The organism is Streptomyces sp. NPDC005722, from assembly GCF_040630935.1.
Classification (GTDB): Bacteria; Actinomycetota; Actinomycetes; order Streptomycetales; family Streptomycetaceae; genus Actinacidiphila.
Genome location: NZ_JBEXYN010000015.1, coordinates 67879 through 81471 on the forward strand (window position 1 = coordinate 67879; position 13593 = coordinate 81471).

At 73.4% G+C, this 13593-nt stretch carries 12 protein-coding genes; 6 read left to right on the plus strand and 6 right to left on the minus strand.

The genetic code is table 11. From position 1 onward, the window contains the following. Positions 1–2: 2 nt before the first annotated feature. Both ABZ479_RS19215 and ABZ479_RS19220 read right to left on the minus strand, forming a co-directional pair. Positions 3–848, minus strand: a complete 846-nt coding sequence (locus tag ABZ479_RS19215; protein ID WP_500462685.1) for a citryl-CoA lyase — start codon at positions 846–848, stop codon at positions 3–5. Beyond that, complete coding sequence (locus tag ABZ479_RS19220; protein WP_500462686.1) at positions 841–2031, minus strand: CaiB/BaiF CoA transferase family protein; 1191 nt, start codon at positions 2029–2031, stop codon at positions 841–843. Before ABZ479_RS19220 ends, ABZ479_RS19215 begins: the two co-directional genes overlap by 8 nt. A gap of 314 nt (positions 2032–2345) precedes the next feature. Between ABZ479_RS19220 and ABZ479_RS19225 the strand changes: the two genes are divergently transcribed. The 4 genes from ABZ479_RS19225 to ABZ479_RS19240 all read left to right on the plus strand — a co-directional run bounded on the left by ABZ479_RS19225 (position 2346) and on the right by ABZ479_RS19240 (position 7318). After that, the gene (locus ABZ479_RS19225) at positions 2346–3737 is read left to right on the plus strand and encodes an amidohydrolase family protein (RefSeq protein WP_500462687.1); all 1392 of its coding nucleotides are present in this window, start codon (positions 2346–2348) and stop codon (positions 3735–3737) included. Between the two features lie 46 nt (positions 3738–3783). Further along, positions 3784–4311, plus strand: a complete 528-nt coding sequence (locus ABZ479_RS19230; RefSeq protein ID WP_500462688.1) for a DoxX family protein — start codon at positions 3784–3786, stop codon at positions 4309–4311. Positions 4312–4418: 107 nt separating this feature from the next. Continuing rightward, positions 4419–5636 carry a phospholipase D-like domain-containing protein gene (locus ABZ479_RS19235; RefSeq protein ID WP_500462689.1) on the plus strand — a complete coding sequence of 406 codons (1218 nt, stop codon included), beginning with the start codon at positions 4419–4421 and terminating at the stop codon, positions 5634–5636. Between the two features lie 218 nt (positions 5637–5854). Then, positions 5855–7318 (plus strand): amidase family protein, encoded by a 1464-nt coding sequence (locus tag ABZ479_RS19240; protein ID WP_500462690.1) that lies wholly within the window; start codon positions 5855–5857, stop codon positions 7316–7318. A gap of 70 nt (positions 7319–7388) precedes the next feature. On the opposite strand, the gene ABZ479_RS19245 is transcribed toward ABZ479_RS19240, so the two are convergent. Beyond that, a complete protein-coding gene (locus ABZ479_RS19245; protein ID WP_500462691.1) occupies positions 7389–9053 on the minus strand; it encodes an ABC-F family ATP-binding cassette domain-containing protein in 1665 nt (554 codons plus the stop codon). Between the two features lie 376 nt (positions 9054–9429). Here ABZ479_RS19245 and ABZ479_RS19250 point away from each other — a divergent pair, with 376 nt between their 5' ends. After that, positions 9430–10464, plus strand: coding sequence for a serine/threonine-protein kinase (locus ABZ479_RS19250; protein ID WP_500462692.1), 1035 nt, complete (start codon positions 9430–9432; stop codon positions 10462–10464). Positions 10465–10467: 3 nt separating this feature from the next. On the opposite strand, the gene ABZ479_RS19255 is transcribed toward ABZ479_RS19250, so the two are convergent. Continuing rightward, a complete protein-coding gene (locus tag ABZ479_RS19255) occupies positions 10468–11631 on the minus strand; it encodes a right-handed parallel beta-helix repeat-containing protein (protein WP_500462693.1) in 1164 nt (387 codons plus the stop codon). A gap of 230 nt (positions 11632–11861) precedes the next feature. Between ABZ479_RS19255 and ABZ479_RS19260 the strand changes: the two genes are divergently transcribed. After that, positions 11862–12272 (plus strand): DUF3662 domain-containing protein, encoded by a 411-nt coding sequence (locus ABZ479_RS19260; RefSeq protein ID WP_500462694.1) that lies wholly within the window; start codon positions 11862–11864, stop codon positions 12270–12272. A 34-nt stretch (positions 12273–12306) separates the two neighbouring features. Here ABZ479_RS19260 and ABZ479_RS19265 read toward each other — a convergent pair whose 3' ends face one another. Then, positions 12307–12777, minus strand: a complete 471-nt coding sequence (locus tag ABZ479_RS19265; RefSeq protein WP_500462695.1) for a winged helix-turn-helix transcriptional regulator — start codon at positions 12775–12777, stop codon at positions 12307–12309. An 83-nt stretch (positions 12778–12860) separates the two neighbouring features. Continuing rightward, positions 12861–13580: an SDR family oxidoreductase gene (locus ABZ479_RS19270; RefSeq protein ID WP_500462696.1), complete on the minus strand. Its 720-nt coding sequence runs from the start codon at positions 13578–13580 to the stop codon at positions 12861–12863. Positions 13581–13593: the final 13 nt, after the last annotated feature.

Below are 13593 nucleotides of genomic sequence, written 5' to 3' on the forward strand. Positions count from 1 at the left end.
GGTCACTCCTTGGTGTTCCCTGCGGATTCGGTGCCGGGCCGGGGCGGGACCGGCCGGGGCGGGACGGGCCGGTTGTTCAGGTCGACGGAGAGGAAGATGTCGTTCGCCACCGGGTCGCGCATCTCCTCGGCGAGCTGGCCGATGAGCCCGGCGGTGCGGGCGAGCAGGGCGAAGCCGCGCAGCAGGGGCAACGGCAGCCCGAGGTCGGCGAGTGCGGCACCGCACACGCCGGCGCCGTTGAGCGGCAGGGTCCGGCCGAGGACCTCGGGGTGGACCCGGCCGATGGCCGCGAACAGCGACAGGTGCGGGCCGAACAGGCCCTCCTCGGCGGCGATGCCCATCAGCCGTGGGGTGCGCGGGTCCCCGTCCTTGTGCACGTGGTGGCCGAGGCCCGGGACGAAGCCGCCGGCCGTCCGCCGCTCGCGGACCAGACGGAGCGCCAGCTCGTCCCAGCCGGCGTCGTCGCGGGGCGGTTCGCCGTGTGCGGCGAGGGCCCCGTGCAGGAACGTTCCGGTGTCCTCGGTGACGCCCAGGAAGCGGGAGCCGCCGCCGAGCAGCCCCGCGGCCAGCGCGCCCTGGACGGAGTCCGGCGCGGACAGGTAGGTGAGCCGGGTGACGATGGCCGTCGGTGTGAAGCCGTGGTCGGCGAGGGCCGCGAGGACGGCCTCGAAGACCCGGGTCTCGCCGCGGCTCGGACGGCGCTGCGCCGCAAGCCAGAAGGCGAGTTCGCCGAAGCCGACCGTGCCCATGATGTCCCGGGCGAGGTCCTGGCCGAGCAGCGTGATGCACTCGCGGTCCGAGGCGCCCAGCGCGGTGGGGTAGCCGCCGGGGGAGGCCGGGTCAGTCACGGGTGTCCTCCGGGTCCCGGGCCAGCCAGGCGCGCAGTTCGGCGCCGTGCTCGTCGAGTTCCGGCGGCGGCAGCCGGTACACGGCGGGAGTGGCGGAGAAGGTGACCGGGTGGCGGGTCGTGGGCACCGCGCGCTCGCCCTCGCCGACGGTGACGACCGGGTCGAGCCCGAACCGCTCGGCCAGGGCGAAGCCGCCGTCGATGGTGTTGATCGGCCCGCTCGGCACGCCGGCCTCGACCAGCAGCCCGAACCACTCGTCGGCGCCCCGTTTGACCAGCTGCTCCACGAGCAGCGGCCGCAGTTCCCCGCGGTTCGCGGTGCGGTCGGCGTTGCGCGCGAACCGCGGGTCGTCGGGGACCCCCGGGATGCCGAGGACCTCGCACAGCCTGCGGAACTGGCCGTCGTTGGCGGCGGCCACGATCAGGTCGTTGTCGGCGGTGGGGAGGGGCTCGTAGGGGAACACGCTCGGGTGCGCGTTGCCCATCCGGTACGGGACCTCGTCGCCGGCCACGTAGGCCGAGCTGTGGTTGACCAGCCCGGTGAGCGCCGACGACAGCAGGTTGACCTCGACGTGCTGGCCCTCGCCCGTGGCGTCGCGGTGCCGCAGCGCGGCGAGGATGCCGATGGCGGCGTGGTTGCCCGCCATGACGTCGAAGACGGAGATCCCGGCCCGGTAGGGCGGGCCGTCGGGCTCGCCGGTGAGGCTCATCAGGCCCGAGACGGCCTGCACCATCAGGTCGTAGCCGGGTACGTCGCGCCCGGCGCCCGTGCCGAAGCCACTGATGGAGGCGTAGACGACGGCCGGGTTCGCGGCGCGCACCGAGGCGTAGTCCAGCCGGTACTTGACCAGGCCGCCGGGCCGGAAGTTCTCGATGACGACGTCCGCCCGGCGCGCGAGCTCGCGTGCCGCCGCCAGGTCCGCCTCGTCGTGCAGGTCGAGCGCGACGGAGCGCTTCCCGCGGTTGATCCCGAGGTAGTAGGTGGACACCTCGCCGCGCACCGGGGGCGTCCAGCTGCGGGTGTCGTCCCCGCGCGGGCCCTCGACCTTGACGACGTCCGCGCCGAGGTCCGCCAGCAGCATCGTGGCGTAGGGCCCGGCGAGGATCCGGGAGAAGTCGGCCACCAGCAGCCCGGACAGCGGGCCCGCCGGGCCCGGTCGCGCAGGCGCGGTGCTCTCTGACATCCGGTGTCACCTTTCGTCTGACCGCAGGACGGACAGACGTCCGTGCGCCTGATTCTGTTGCCGGATGCCGGGGGCGTCAAGGGTGATCGCCCCTGCCGTGGCCGGTTCGGGAGCGGCCGTCAGGGCAGTGTCTCGTTCTGCGACAGCTTCCGTGCGGGCCGGGCGCACCTGCCTCCCGAACTGCGTCGCGAGGCTAGCGTTCGATTCGATGGCCGAATAGCGTACTCGTGTCCGTCAAGCGGCCAAGGGAGTTCATGATGGATAAGGTCGAGGCATTCACACCGGGGCGGCCCATTGTTCTGCGCGGTGGGACCGTGCTCCCCGTCAACCGCGGACGCGAGGTCCTCGCGGACACCGACGTGCTCGTCGTCGACGACCGGATAGCGGCGGTGGGTCCGCGACTGGCCGTGCCCGACGGGACGGCGGAGGTCGACGCCACGGGCGGCATCGTCATGCCGGGCATGATCGACACGCACCGGCACATGTGGCAGACCGCGATGCGGGGTTACGGCGCCGACTGGACGCTCACCCAGTACTTCGTCTGGTACTACCTGGAGCACGGCAGGAAGTTCCGCCCCGAGGACGTCCACGCCGGCAACCGGCTCGCCGCCGTGGAGGCCCTCGACGCCGGTGTCACCACCGTCGTCGACTGGTCGCACGGCCTGCAGACCGTGGACCACGCCGACGCCGCCGTGGACGCCCTGCGGTCGGTGCCCGGCCGCTTCGTCCTGGCCTACGGCAACATCCAGCAGGCGCCCGCGGAGTGGACGGCCGCGCCGGAGTTCCGCGACTTCGTCGGCCGCCGCGTCGACGGCGACGACATGCTCGGCTTCCAACTGGCCTTCGACGTCACGGGCGACCCCGCCTTCCCCGAGAAGCCCGCCTTCGAGGTGGCCCGCGAACTGGGCGTCCCCGTCACCACCCACGCCGGGGTGTGGGGCGCCACCAACGACGACGGCATCCGCCTGATGTACGAGAACGGCTTCATGACGCCGGAGACGGTGTACGTCCACGCCTCGACGCTCAGCGCCGACTCCTACCACCGCATCGCGGCCACCGGCGGCTCGGTCTCGGTGTCGACGGAGAGCGAGCAGAGCGCCGGCCAGGGCTACCCGACGACCTGGGCCCTCCGCTCGCACGACATCCCCGTCTCCCTGTCCGTGGACACCAGCGTGTGGTGGAGCGGCGACCTGTTCTCCGCCATGCGCACCACCCTCGGCGCCGACCGCGCCCGCGCCCACCTGGAGGCGCACGCCAAGGGGGAGACCGTCACCCACTGCGCGCTGCGCGCCGACCAGGTGGTGGAGTGGGCCACCCTCGGCGGCGCCCGGGCCCTCGGCCGCGAGCGCGACCTGGGCAGCCTGGAGGCCGGCAAGAAGGCCGACATCGTCCTGCTGAAGAACGACCACTCGCCGGTCTCCTTCCCGCTGCTCAACCCGTACGGGCAGGTGGCCTTCCAGGCGCAGCGAGGCGACGTGCACACCGTGCTCGTCGACGGACGGGTCGTCAAGCACGAGCACCGCCTGCTGGGCGTCGACCTGGGCGCGGTGCGGCACGAGGTCGAGCGCACCGTCGAGCACCTGCGGTCCGCCATGGGCGAGGAGGAGTGGCGCAAGGGGATGAACCCCGACGTCCCCGAGACGAAGGTGCTCGACAACCCCTACACCTACACCGACTACCGCAGCTCCTCGACCCACGGCCGGTGACACGGCGGACGGGAACGACACGGGCGACACGAAGGAGGACCGAGAGATGAGCCTGGGGCTGCTGCTGCTCCGACTGCTGCTCGCCGCCCTGCTGTTCGGCCACGCCACGCAGAAGCTGCGCGGCTGGTTCGGCGGGGCGGGCCTGACGGGCACCGGAGCCGTCTTCGAGCGCTACGGCATCCTCCCCGGGCCGCGGATGGCGCTGGTCGCCGCGGTGGCCGAGCTGACCGGGGCGGCGTCGGTCGCGGCCGGACTGCTGACGCCGGGCGGCTGCGCGGTCGTCGTCGGCACGATGACGGTGGCCGCCGCCTCGACGGCGCCGAACGGTTTCTGGGCGCTGAAGGGCGGCTGCGAGGTGCCGTTCCTGTACGGCGCGGTCGCCGCGTGCCTCGGCTTCACCGGGCCGGGGGAGTGGTCGCTCGACCACGTCCTCGGACTGGACTGGCGGCCCGCCCCCGCCTGGGGCGCGGCCGCGCTCGCGGCCGGGCTCCTCGCGGCGACGGTGCCGCTCGCCGGCCGGGCCAAGGTGCTGCGCGGCAGGAAGGAGTCCCCCGGGCCCCACGGGAACGCCTAGTCACTTCCGGATAACCGCTCCCCGGCAGGGCATACGGCTGGAGTACGCCACGCGACGCGGCGGCCGGAGGGGCCGCGGCGGCACAGGAACCGGGGGGCACGACGGCCATGGGCGCATCGCTGGAGGAGACCGACCGTACGGACGGGGGCCGGCCGGAGCGCTCCGCCGCCGACCGCAAGCAGGAACTCCGCCGCCGCCTGGAACGGTTGATCGGCATCGCCGCGACCGAGGGCAACTGCCTGCAGGCGCTGCGGAACGGGGACGAGATCTTCCCCGCGATGCTGGAGGCCGTCCGGGCGGCCAAGCACACCGTCGACATGACCACCTTCGTCTACTGGCGCGGCCAGATCGCGCGCGACTTCGCGCACGCGCTGGCCGCCAAGGCGGCGGAAGGGGTGCGGGTGCGGCTGCTGCTCGACGGCTTCGGCGGGCGGCTGATCGAGCAGCGACTGCTGGACGACATGGACCGGGCCGGCGTGGACGTCGCCTGGTTCCGCAAGCCCGTGCGGCTCTCGCCGTTCAAGCAGAACCACCGCTGCCACCGCAAGGTCCTGGTGGTCGACGCCGAGGTGGCCTTCACCGGCGGGGTCGGCATCGCCGAGGAGTGGTCCGGCGACGCCCGGCACCCCGGTGAGTGGCGGGACACCCACGTCCGGGTCACCGGCCCCGCCGTGGACGGGCTGGCCGCGGCCTTCGCGCAGAACTGGGCCGAGTGCCGGCGCAACGGGCTCTTCGACGACCGTGACCGCTTCGGCGAGCACGAGCAGAGCGGCGGCGCGATCGTCCAGGTCGTGCGCGGCTCGGCGAGCGTCGGCTGGCAGGACATGCGCACCCTGCTCCGGGTGGTGATCGCCTCGGCCGAGCAGCGCATCCGGCTGGCCACCGCGTACTTCGCCCCCGACCCGTACTTCGTGGGCCTGCTCTGCCACGCGGCGGCGCGCGGGGTGAAGGTCGAGATCCTGCTGCCGGGCCCCTACACCGACAAGCGGGTCTGCCAGCTGGCCGGGCAGCGCTACTACCAGCGGCTCATCGACTGCGGCGTGCGGATCTGGCACTACCTGCCGACCATGATGCACGCCAAGGTCATCACCATGGACGGGGTGGCCACCCTGATCGGCTCGACCAACTTCAACCGTCGCTCCCTCGACCACGACGAGGAGGTGATGCTGGCCGTCCTCGACGAGTCCTTCACCTCCGTCCTCGACGCCCACTTCGACGAGGACCTGCTGCGCAGCGAGCCCGTCGACGGCGCCCTCTGGCGGACCCGTCCCGCGCTGGAGCGGGCCCAGGAGGTGGCGACCGCGCCCATCCGCCGTTTCCTGTGAGGATGATGGTCACGCCCCGCGGGACGGCCGTACGGGGCGTACCGACGGCGTAGGAACCCGGTCGCGTCAGCGCACCGCTCACCCTGGAGGGCGACATCAACCTCAACACCGGCCCCGAACCGGCTGCGGCGGGCGGCACCGACGCCGCCGACGCGGCGCAGCACGAGGCGTTCCCCGCCGACCTGGAGGTCGCGACGGTCGCCGAGCTGACCGCCTTGATGGCCGCGGGCCGCATCACGAGCGTCTCCCTCACCCGTGCCTACCTGCGGCGCATCGAGGACCTGGACGTCGGCGGACCGGCGCTGAACGCGGTACGCCGCGTCAACCCCGCCGCGCTGGAGGAGGCCGCGGCGGCCGACGCGCGCAGGGCGGGCGGCGACCCCGGCGGTCCGCTGCTGGGCATACCGGTGCTGGTGAAGGACAACATCGACGTCTTCGGCATGCCGACCACCGCGGGATCCGTGGTGCTCGCCGGCTCCCACCCCGCCGGCGACGCCCCGCTGGTGACGCGGCTGCGGGAGGCGGGCGCGGTGATCCTCGGCAAGGCCAACCTCACCGAGTTCGCCAACTACCTCACCGTCGGCATGCCCAGCGGCTACAGCTCGCTCGCCGGTCAGGTGCTCAACCCGTACGACCTGAGCGAGACCCCGAGCGGTTCCAGCGCCGGGTCCGGGGTCGCCGCCGCGGCCGGACTGGCCGCCGTCACCATCGGCACCGAGACCGACGGGTCCATCCTCAGCCCGGCGTCGGCCACCTCGGGCGTCGGGGTCAAGCCCACCCTGGGCCTGGTCAGCCGCACCGGCATCGTGCCCATCGCCTCCAGCCAGGACACCGCCGGCCCGATGACCCGGACCGTCGCGGACGCCGCCGCCCTGCTCACCGTCCTCACCGGTACCGATCCCGAGGATCCGGCCACCGCGGGCAACCCCCTGGAAGGCCACGACTTCACCGCCGGCCTGAGCTCCGACGCCCTGTACGGCGCGCGCATCGGCGTCGTCGCCGAGCAGACCCCGCAGGACGGCACGGACGAACGGGCCCTGTGGGACGCGGCCCTGGACGCCCTGGCGCGACGCGGCGCGGAAATCGTCGAAGTCGGCATCGAGGCGCGCCGCCGCTACGACGTCGCCTCCCCGGTGCTGAGCCACGAGTTCAAGCGCGACCTCAACGCCTACCTGGCGCGGCTGCCCGAGGGCGCGCCGGTGCGCACCCTGGCCGAGGTGATCGCCCGCAACGAGGCCCACGCGGACGTCGCCCTGAAGTTCGGGCAGACGCTCGCGCTCGCCGCACAGGCCAGGGACCTCGGTCCGGACAGCGCGGACACCGCCGAGTACGAGGCCGCCCGTGCCCGCGACCTGGAGGAGAGCAGGGACCGCATCGACGCCCTGATGGCCGGACACGACGTCACCGCCCTGCTGTTCGTGAACAGCGGCAGTTCGTCCATCGGCGCCAAGGCCGGCTACCCCTCCGTCACCGTCCCCGCGGGCTACCGTGCGGCCAACCGGCGCCCGTTCAACATCACCTTCCTGGGACGGGCGTGGAGCGAGCCGCTGCTCCTCGGCTACGCCCACGACTACGAGCAGGCGACCCGGCTGCGCAGGCCGCCGTCCGTCGTCAACCCCACCCTGTGGCGCCGCCGTTCCCCGGCCGTGCCCGCGCCGAGGGCGGCGGACGGGGAGCGCTGACGGCGACCTCGCACGGGACCGCCCGCGCGGGCGGCGCGGTCCCGGGGTCCTAGGGATCCGGGGTCCGGGGTCAGCCCTCCCCGGCGCCCTCCAGCAGGTCCCGCACCTCCTCGGCGGTGGTCTCCGTCAGCTCCTCGCCCACGAGCAGCCAGCGCGTGATCCCGACCGACTCCAGGAACGGCAGGTCGTGACCGGCGACGACGAGCGCGCCGCGGAAGGACGCGAGGGCGCTCGTCAACTGCCGGACACTGGCGACGTCCAGGTTGTTGGTGGGCTCGTCCAGGATCAGCAGTTGCGGGGCGGGCGCCGCGAGCATCGAGGCCGCCAGCGCGGCGCGGAAGCGCTCCCCGCCGGAGAGGGTGCCCGCGGGCTGTTCGGCGCGGACCCCGCGGAACAGGAACCGCGCGAGCCGGGCGCGGATCTCGTTCTCGGGGACGCCGGGGGCCACACGGGCGACGTTGGCGGCCACGCTCAGCTCCTCGTCCAGGACGTCGAGGCGCTGCGGCAGGAACCGCAGCGGCACGTGCGTCCTCGCCTCGCCGGACAGCGGCGCGAGCTCGCCGGTGAGGGTGCGCAGCAGCGTCGTCTTCCCGGCGCCGTTGCGCCCGACCAGTGCCACACGCTCCGGCCCGTGGACGTGGAGGTCGCCCGCCCGGAGCGAACCGAAGCGCGGCCGCAGTCCCCGCAGGGTCAGCACGGCGCGACCCGGCGGGACCGCGGTGTGCGGCAGGTCGACCCTGATCTCCGCGTCGTCGCGGAGCGCGTCCGCCGCGTCCTCGCGGCGTTCGCGCGCCTGGGCGAGTCGTTCCTCCTGCACACCGCGGAGCCGGTCGGCGGACTCCTGCGCGGAGCGCTTGCGCTCGCCGGCGACGATGCGCGGGGCCCGCCGCTGGGCGTCCATCTTCCGGCTGTGCCTCTGGCGGCGCGCCGAGGCGATCCGGGCCTCCTCCAGTTCGCGCCGCTGCCGGCGCACGTCGGCCTCGGCGGCGCGCAGCGCGCGGCCGGCGGTCTCCTGCTGGGCGGCCACGGCCTCCTCGTAGTCCGACCACCCTCCGCCGTACCAGGTGACGGAGCCCGCGCGCAGTTCGGCGACGCGGTCCACCCGCTCCAGCAGTTCACGGTCGTGGCTGACCACGACGAGGACGCCGGAACGCCAGGAACCGACGGTGTCGTGGAGCCGGCGGCGCGCGAAGAGGTCGAGGTTGTTGGTGGGTTCGTCGAGCAGGAGGACGTCGGGGCGGCGCAGCAGCAGCGCGGCCAGGCGCAGCAGCACGGTCTCGCCGCCGGACATCCGGCCCACGGTGCGGTCCAGGTCGAGGCCGCCGAGTCCGAGGGAGCCCAGGGTCGCCAGGGCGCGTTCCTCGACGTCCCAGTCGTCGCCGACGGTCTCGAATTGCTCCTCGGCGACGTCGCCCGCCTCGATGGCCCGCAGGGCGGCGCGCCGCTCCGCGATGCCGAGGGCCTGGTCGACCCGGAGCGCGGTGTCGAGGGTGACGTCCTGGGGCAGGTAGGCGAGGCTGCCGCCGACGGTCACCGACCCCGCGGCGGGGCGCAGCCGGCCGGCCAGCAGCTTCAACAGGGTGGACTTCCCGGTGCCGTTGGCGCCGACGAGCCCGGTGCGGCCGCGGCCGACGGTCAGGGAGAGCCCGTCGACCACGGGCGTGCCGTCCGGCCACCGGAAGGACAGGGCGGAGCAGCCCAGGGACGGGCCGGTCGCGGTGAGGGGGAGGGACATGGAGGTCCTCGCAGTCGCAAGCGCAGGGATGGCGGGCTTCGTGTGCGAGCACCACGCGGCGACCGTGCCGGAACGGGGGGTGCCATCCTCCGGGGGACGGGGACGGATCGTGCACCGAGGTCGCATGCGCGCGGGGTCACGGACGGCGGCAGGGCCGGCTGCGGCGTGACCGGCGTACGGCGGCGGGGCCGTGCGCGCGATGATCGCGGACCTCAGATGAGCAACGTCCACCTCTATCGGAGACGACAGGACCCGGGAACTGTACCTCAACCCGCTGCGGAAACGCACGGCCGCGAATTGCCGGGGCCCGCTCGATACAATTCAGGAAAGGAGCGGGGGAAATCCCCGGTGTCCGGCCGCGTGGCGGTGGTGTGCGATGAATTCGGTCCCGCATGACGTGAGCGTGTACGCCGGGCGGCCCTCCGGACTCATCGGGGCCCGGATCGCCGGTTACCGCGTGGAGCGGGAGATCGGCCGCGGCGGAATGGCCGTGGTCTACTGCGCCCGGGACCTGCGGCTCGACCGCACGGTGGCGCTCAAGCTGCTCGCCCCGGAGCTGGCCCGCAACGACACCTTCCGCCGTCGTTTCACCCACGAGTCACGGGTGGCGGCCGCCATCGACCACCCCCACATCGTGCCGATATTCGAGGCCGGCGAGACCGACGGTGTCCTCTACATCGCGATGCGTTACGTCTCGGGCCTCGACCTGCGGGCACTGTTCGACCGCGACGGCCCGCTGCCCGTGACGACGGCGCTGCGGATCGCGGCCCAGGTGGCCTCCGCGCTGGACGCCGCCCACGACCACGACCTGGTGCACCGCGACGTGAAACCGGGGAACGTGCTCGTCGCCGAGGGCACCGACAGCGAGCACCCCGAGCACGTCTACCTCACGGATTTCGGGCTGACGAAGAAATCGCTGTCGCTGACCGGATTCACCACCGTCGGCGAATTCGTCGGCACGCTGGACTACGTGGCGCCGGAGCAGATTTCGGGGCGCCCGGTGGACGGCCGCTGCGACCTGTACAGCCTGGCGTGCGTCGTCTACGAGAGCCTGACCGGGGGCCTGCCCTTCGAGCGCGAGGAGGACGTGGCCCTGCTGTGGGCGCACCAGTACGACCGGCCGCCGCCCCTGACGGAGCGGCGGCCGGACATCCCGCCGGCCATGGACGACGTCATGACCAAGGCGCTCGCGAAGGTCCCCGAGGACCGCCACGACTCCTGCCTGGAGTTCGTGGGCGCCCTGCGGGCGGCCGCGGCCGGGCCGGACGAGCCGGCCCCGCGGGGGAGTTCCCCCGACCACCAGGTCACCCGGGTGACGACCCGGCCGGCCGCGGTCCTCGTGCCGCCGGGCCCGCCGCCGGACCCGCCGGCGTGGGCCCGGGCGGTCGTCCGTCGTCTGCCGGGGCGGTGAGCGTCAGCTGCTGGGGGCGGCGCTGGGAGCGGTGCTCGGTGCGCTGCTCGGCGCGCTGCTGGTGGTGCTGTTGGCCAGCTGCTTGGGCTCGGTGGTCTCCAGGGTGTTGTCGACGAAGGTGTTCCCCTTGCCCTTCAGGTCGCGGTTGGCGAGGTCGGCCGGCTTGTTGCCGCGGGCGACGTTGTCGCGGATGGTGTTCTCGGAGTTGGACGTCCCCACGACGCTGCTGAACAGCACGATGCCGCCGGACATCGGGGACTTGCCGCTGTTGTCGCGCACGTCGTTGTCGGTCACGACGGTCTTCTCGACGCCCGTGAGCAGGATGCCCGTGCCCTGGATGAACGGCAGACGGGCACTGGGCGCGCAGTACTTGTTGTTCGCGGTCACGGTGTTGTGGGAGACGGTCAGCGCGCCGCCGCGCGGGACGCCCTCGTCGCCGACGACGAAGACACCACCGCAGTTGCCGGTGACCTGGTTGCTCTCGACCGTCACGCCCCGGACGCGGCGCAGGCCGATGCCGATCCGGTTCTCCGACACCTTGTTGCCCTCGATGACGGCGCCCTTGGTGTCGAGCGCACCGCCCTCGGTGTCCATGGAGTTGGCGAGGAAGATGCCGGAATCGGCGTTGTTGCGGGCGGTGTTGTCACGGAAGACGGTGCGGACCGACTTCTCCACGAGGATGCCCTGCACCTTGTTGTCCCGTGCGGTGACGCGGAGGACCTGCAGCCCGTCGGCCCCCGTCGCGTGGATGCCGGCCTTCTTGAACCCGGCGACCGTCAGCGACTCCAGGGTCACGTCGGAGGGCTTCTTCTGCGCCGTACCGCTGACGCAGATGCCCTCGCCCGCCTTGGCGCAGGCGTTCTCGTCGCGCTTCGCGCTCGGGGAGATGACCGTGCCCGTGCCCGCTCCGCGCAGCGTCAGCCGCGGCGTGCTGATCTGGACGCTCTCGTGGTAGGTACCGGCCGCGATGTCGATGACCTGGCCGGGCTCGGCGCGGTCCACCGCCGACTGGATGGATTCCCCCGCGCGTACGGAGATCGTCTTCTGCGCGTCCGCGGACTGCGAGGCCGTGGGCTTGGACTCGCCGCCGCACGCGACCGCGCCTCCCACGATGGTCGCCGTGGCGGCCGCCGCGGCGACGGCCCTGCGGGACCGACAGAGCTTCATGTGTGTGCACCTGCTTCCCGTGATATGTGATCAGCCGAAAACAGACGCTATGGACGGATCTGACACCTCGCCACTCCAGAGGCCACGGCGCGCGGGTGACGATGCCCGGAACGGCCGAAGGGCCGGGGAGTCACGGGGGCACCGGGTCCGGTGGCCGGGAATCGCCCCGGTACGGCTGATGGGGTGGCCGCCGCGGCATCAGGGACCGCGCCCCGGGCAGGCGCATCGTCATGGGAACGCTGAAGCGATGGGAACGGGTGATCGAGCGCTGGGAACGGGCGCTGGTGGCGAGGGTGCGGCACCGGGAGCCGGTGGAACTGCTGGACGCCCTGCGCCGCGAGTGCGACGACCGGGCGGTGGTGTGCAGCCCGACCCGGGTGGTGGTGCCGAACGTCTTCACGGTCGAACTGGCCGACGCCCCGCACCGGGAGCTGGTCCCGCACCAAGGCCGCGTGGGGGAGGTCCTGACCGATTCCCTGCTGCGGCACGCGGACCGGCGCGGCTACGAGTGGGCGGGCCCGGTCACCGTGCGCATCGTCCGCTCCGCCCACGTACCCAACGGCCGCTACCGGGTGAGCAGCAACCCGATGAGCCGGATCCGCGCGGACGCCCTGGCCAGGATCGCGCCCGGGCTGTCCTGAGCCGGCCGCCGTGTGGAGCGGGCGGGCGCCGCGCTCAGGGTGCCGCGCCGTCCGACGGGGTGAACTCCACGTCCGCCGCCGGGAGCACGGCGCCCGCGTCGTCGACGAAGGCCACGCTGACCGGGCGGCCCCCGTCCACCGACCGCCGCAGGACCGCCGGGCCCCGTGCCGGTGTCCGGTGCGTGTCGCCCCACTGCTGGAACGCCGCGAGGACGAGCCGCAGCTCTTCGCCCGCCGCCGTCAAGTGGTAGCCGTACCGCGTGCGGCTGCCGGGCTCCCGGTAGGGCCGCCTCTCCATGATCCCCTGGTCCACGAGCGTGGTCAGGCGGCCGGTCAGCAGATCCGGGGCGATGCCGAGCTCTTGGCGGAAGTCGGCGAAGCGCGTCACTCCGCGCAGCGTCGCCTCGCGCAGGACGAGGAGCGTCCACTTGTCGCCGACGACCTCGAGGGTCCGGGCGATCGAGCAGACGGCCTCTTCCCCGCCGGTGGCGCTGACGCTGGACATCTCCTCATGCTACCTCTGGATTGACATTCCCAATTCAGCCCCGGTCGCCCCGGTGGCCGGCGGGTGACGGGCTGCCGTCCGGCTCAGAGGGCCTTCGGCGCCGGCAGGTCGGGGTAGAGCAGTTCGAGACCACCGGACAGGGCGGACCGGACGCCGCGGCTCCGGTCGTCGACGACGACCTCCAGGGCCCGCTGCTCGATGCCGTCCAGGGCGAGGCCGGCCACCCACGCGGGGTCCACCTTGTCGGAGGGGTCGACGTAGTCGGCCATCTCCGTGTCCATGTAGCCCACGTGGAGCGCGGTGACGTCGATCCCGGAGGGGGCGAGCTCCCGGCGTACGACGTTGGTCATCGCCAGTTCCGCGGCCTTGGCCGCGCTGTAGCCGCCGTATCCCGGCAGGTGGATCCAGGACAGGATGGACAGGACGTTGAGGACGGCGCCGCCGCCGTTCGCCGCGATCACGGGGGCGAAGGCCCGCGTGACGCCCAGGGAGCCGAAGAAGTGGGTCTCCATCTCCAGGCGGATGTCGGCCATGTTCCCGTCGGCCAGCCCCACGTGCGTGCTGACGCCCGCGTTGTTGATCACGAGGGTGGCGTCGGAGGCCGCCCGGGCGGCCCGGGCGATCGACTCGGGGTCCGTGATGTCCAGCCGGAGCGGCTCGACGCCGGGCAGGTCGAGGGCCTCGGGGTTGCGGACGCCCGCGTACACCTTGGCGGCGCCCCGCTCGAGCAGCTGGGTCGCCAGGTGACGGCCCAAGCCGCGGCCCGCGCCGGTCACGACGGCGACGGAGTTCTTGATGTCCATGGGGGTGCTCGTT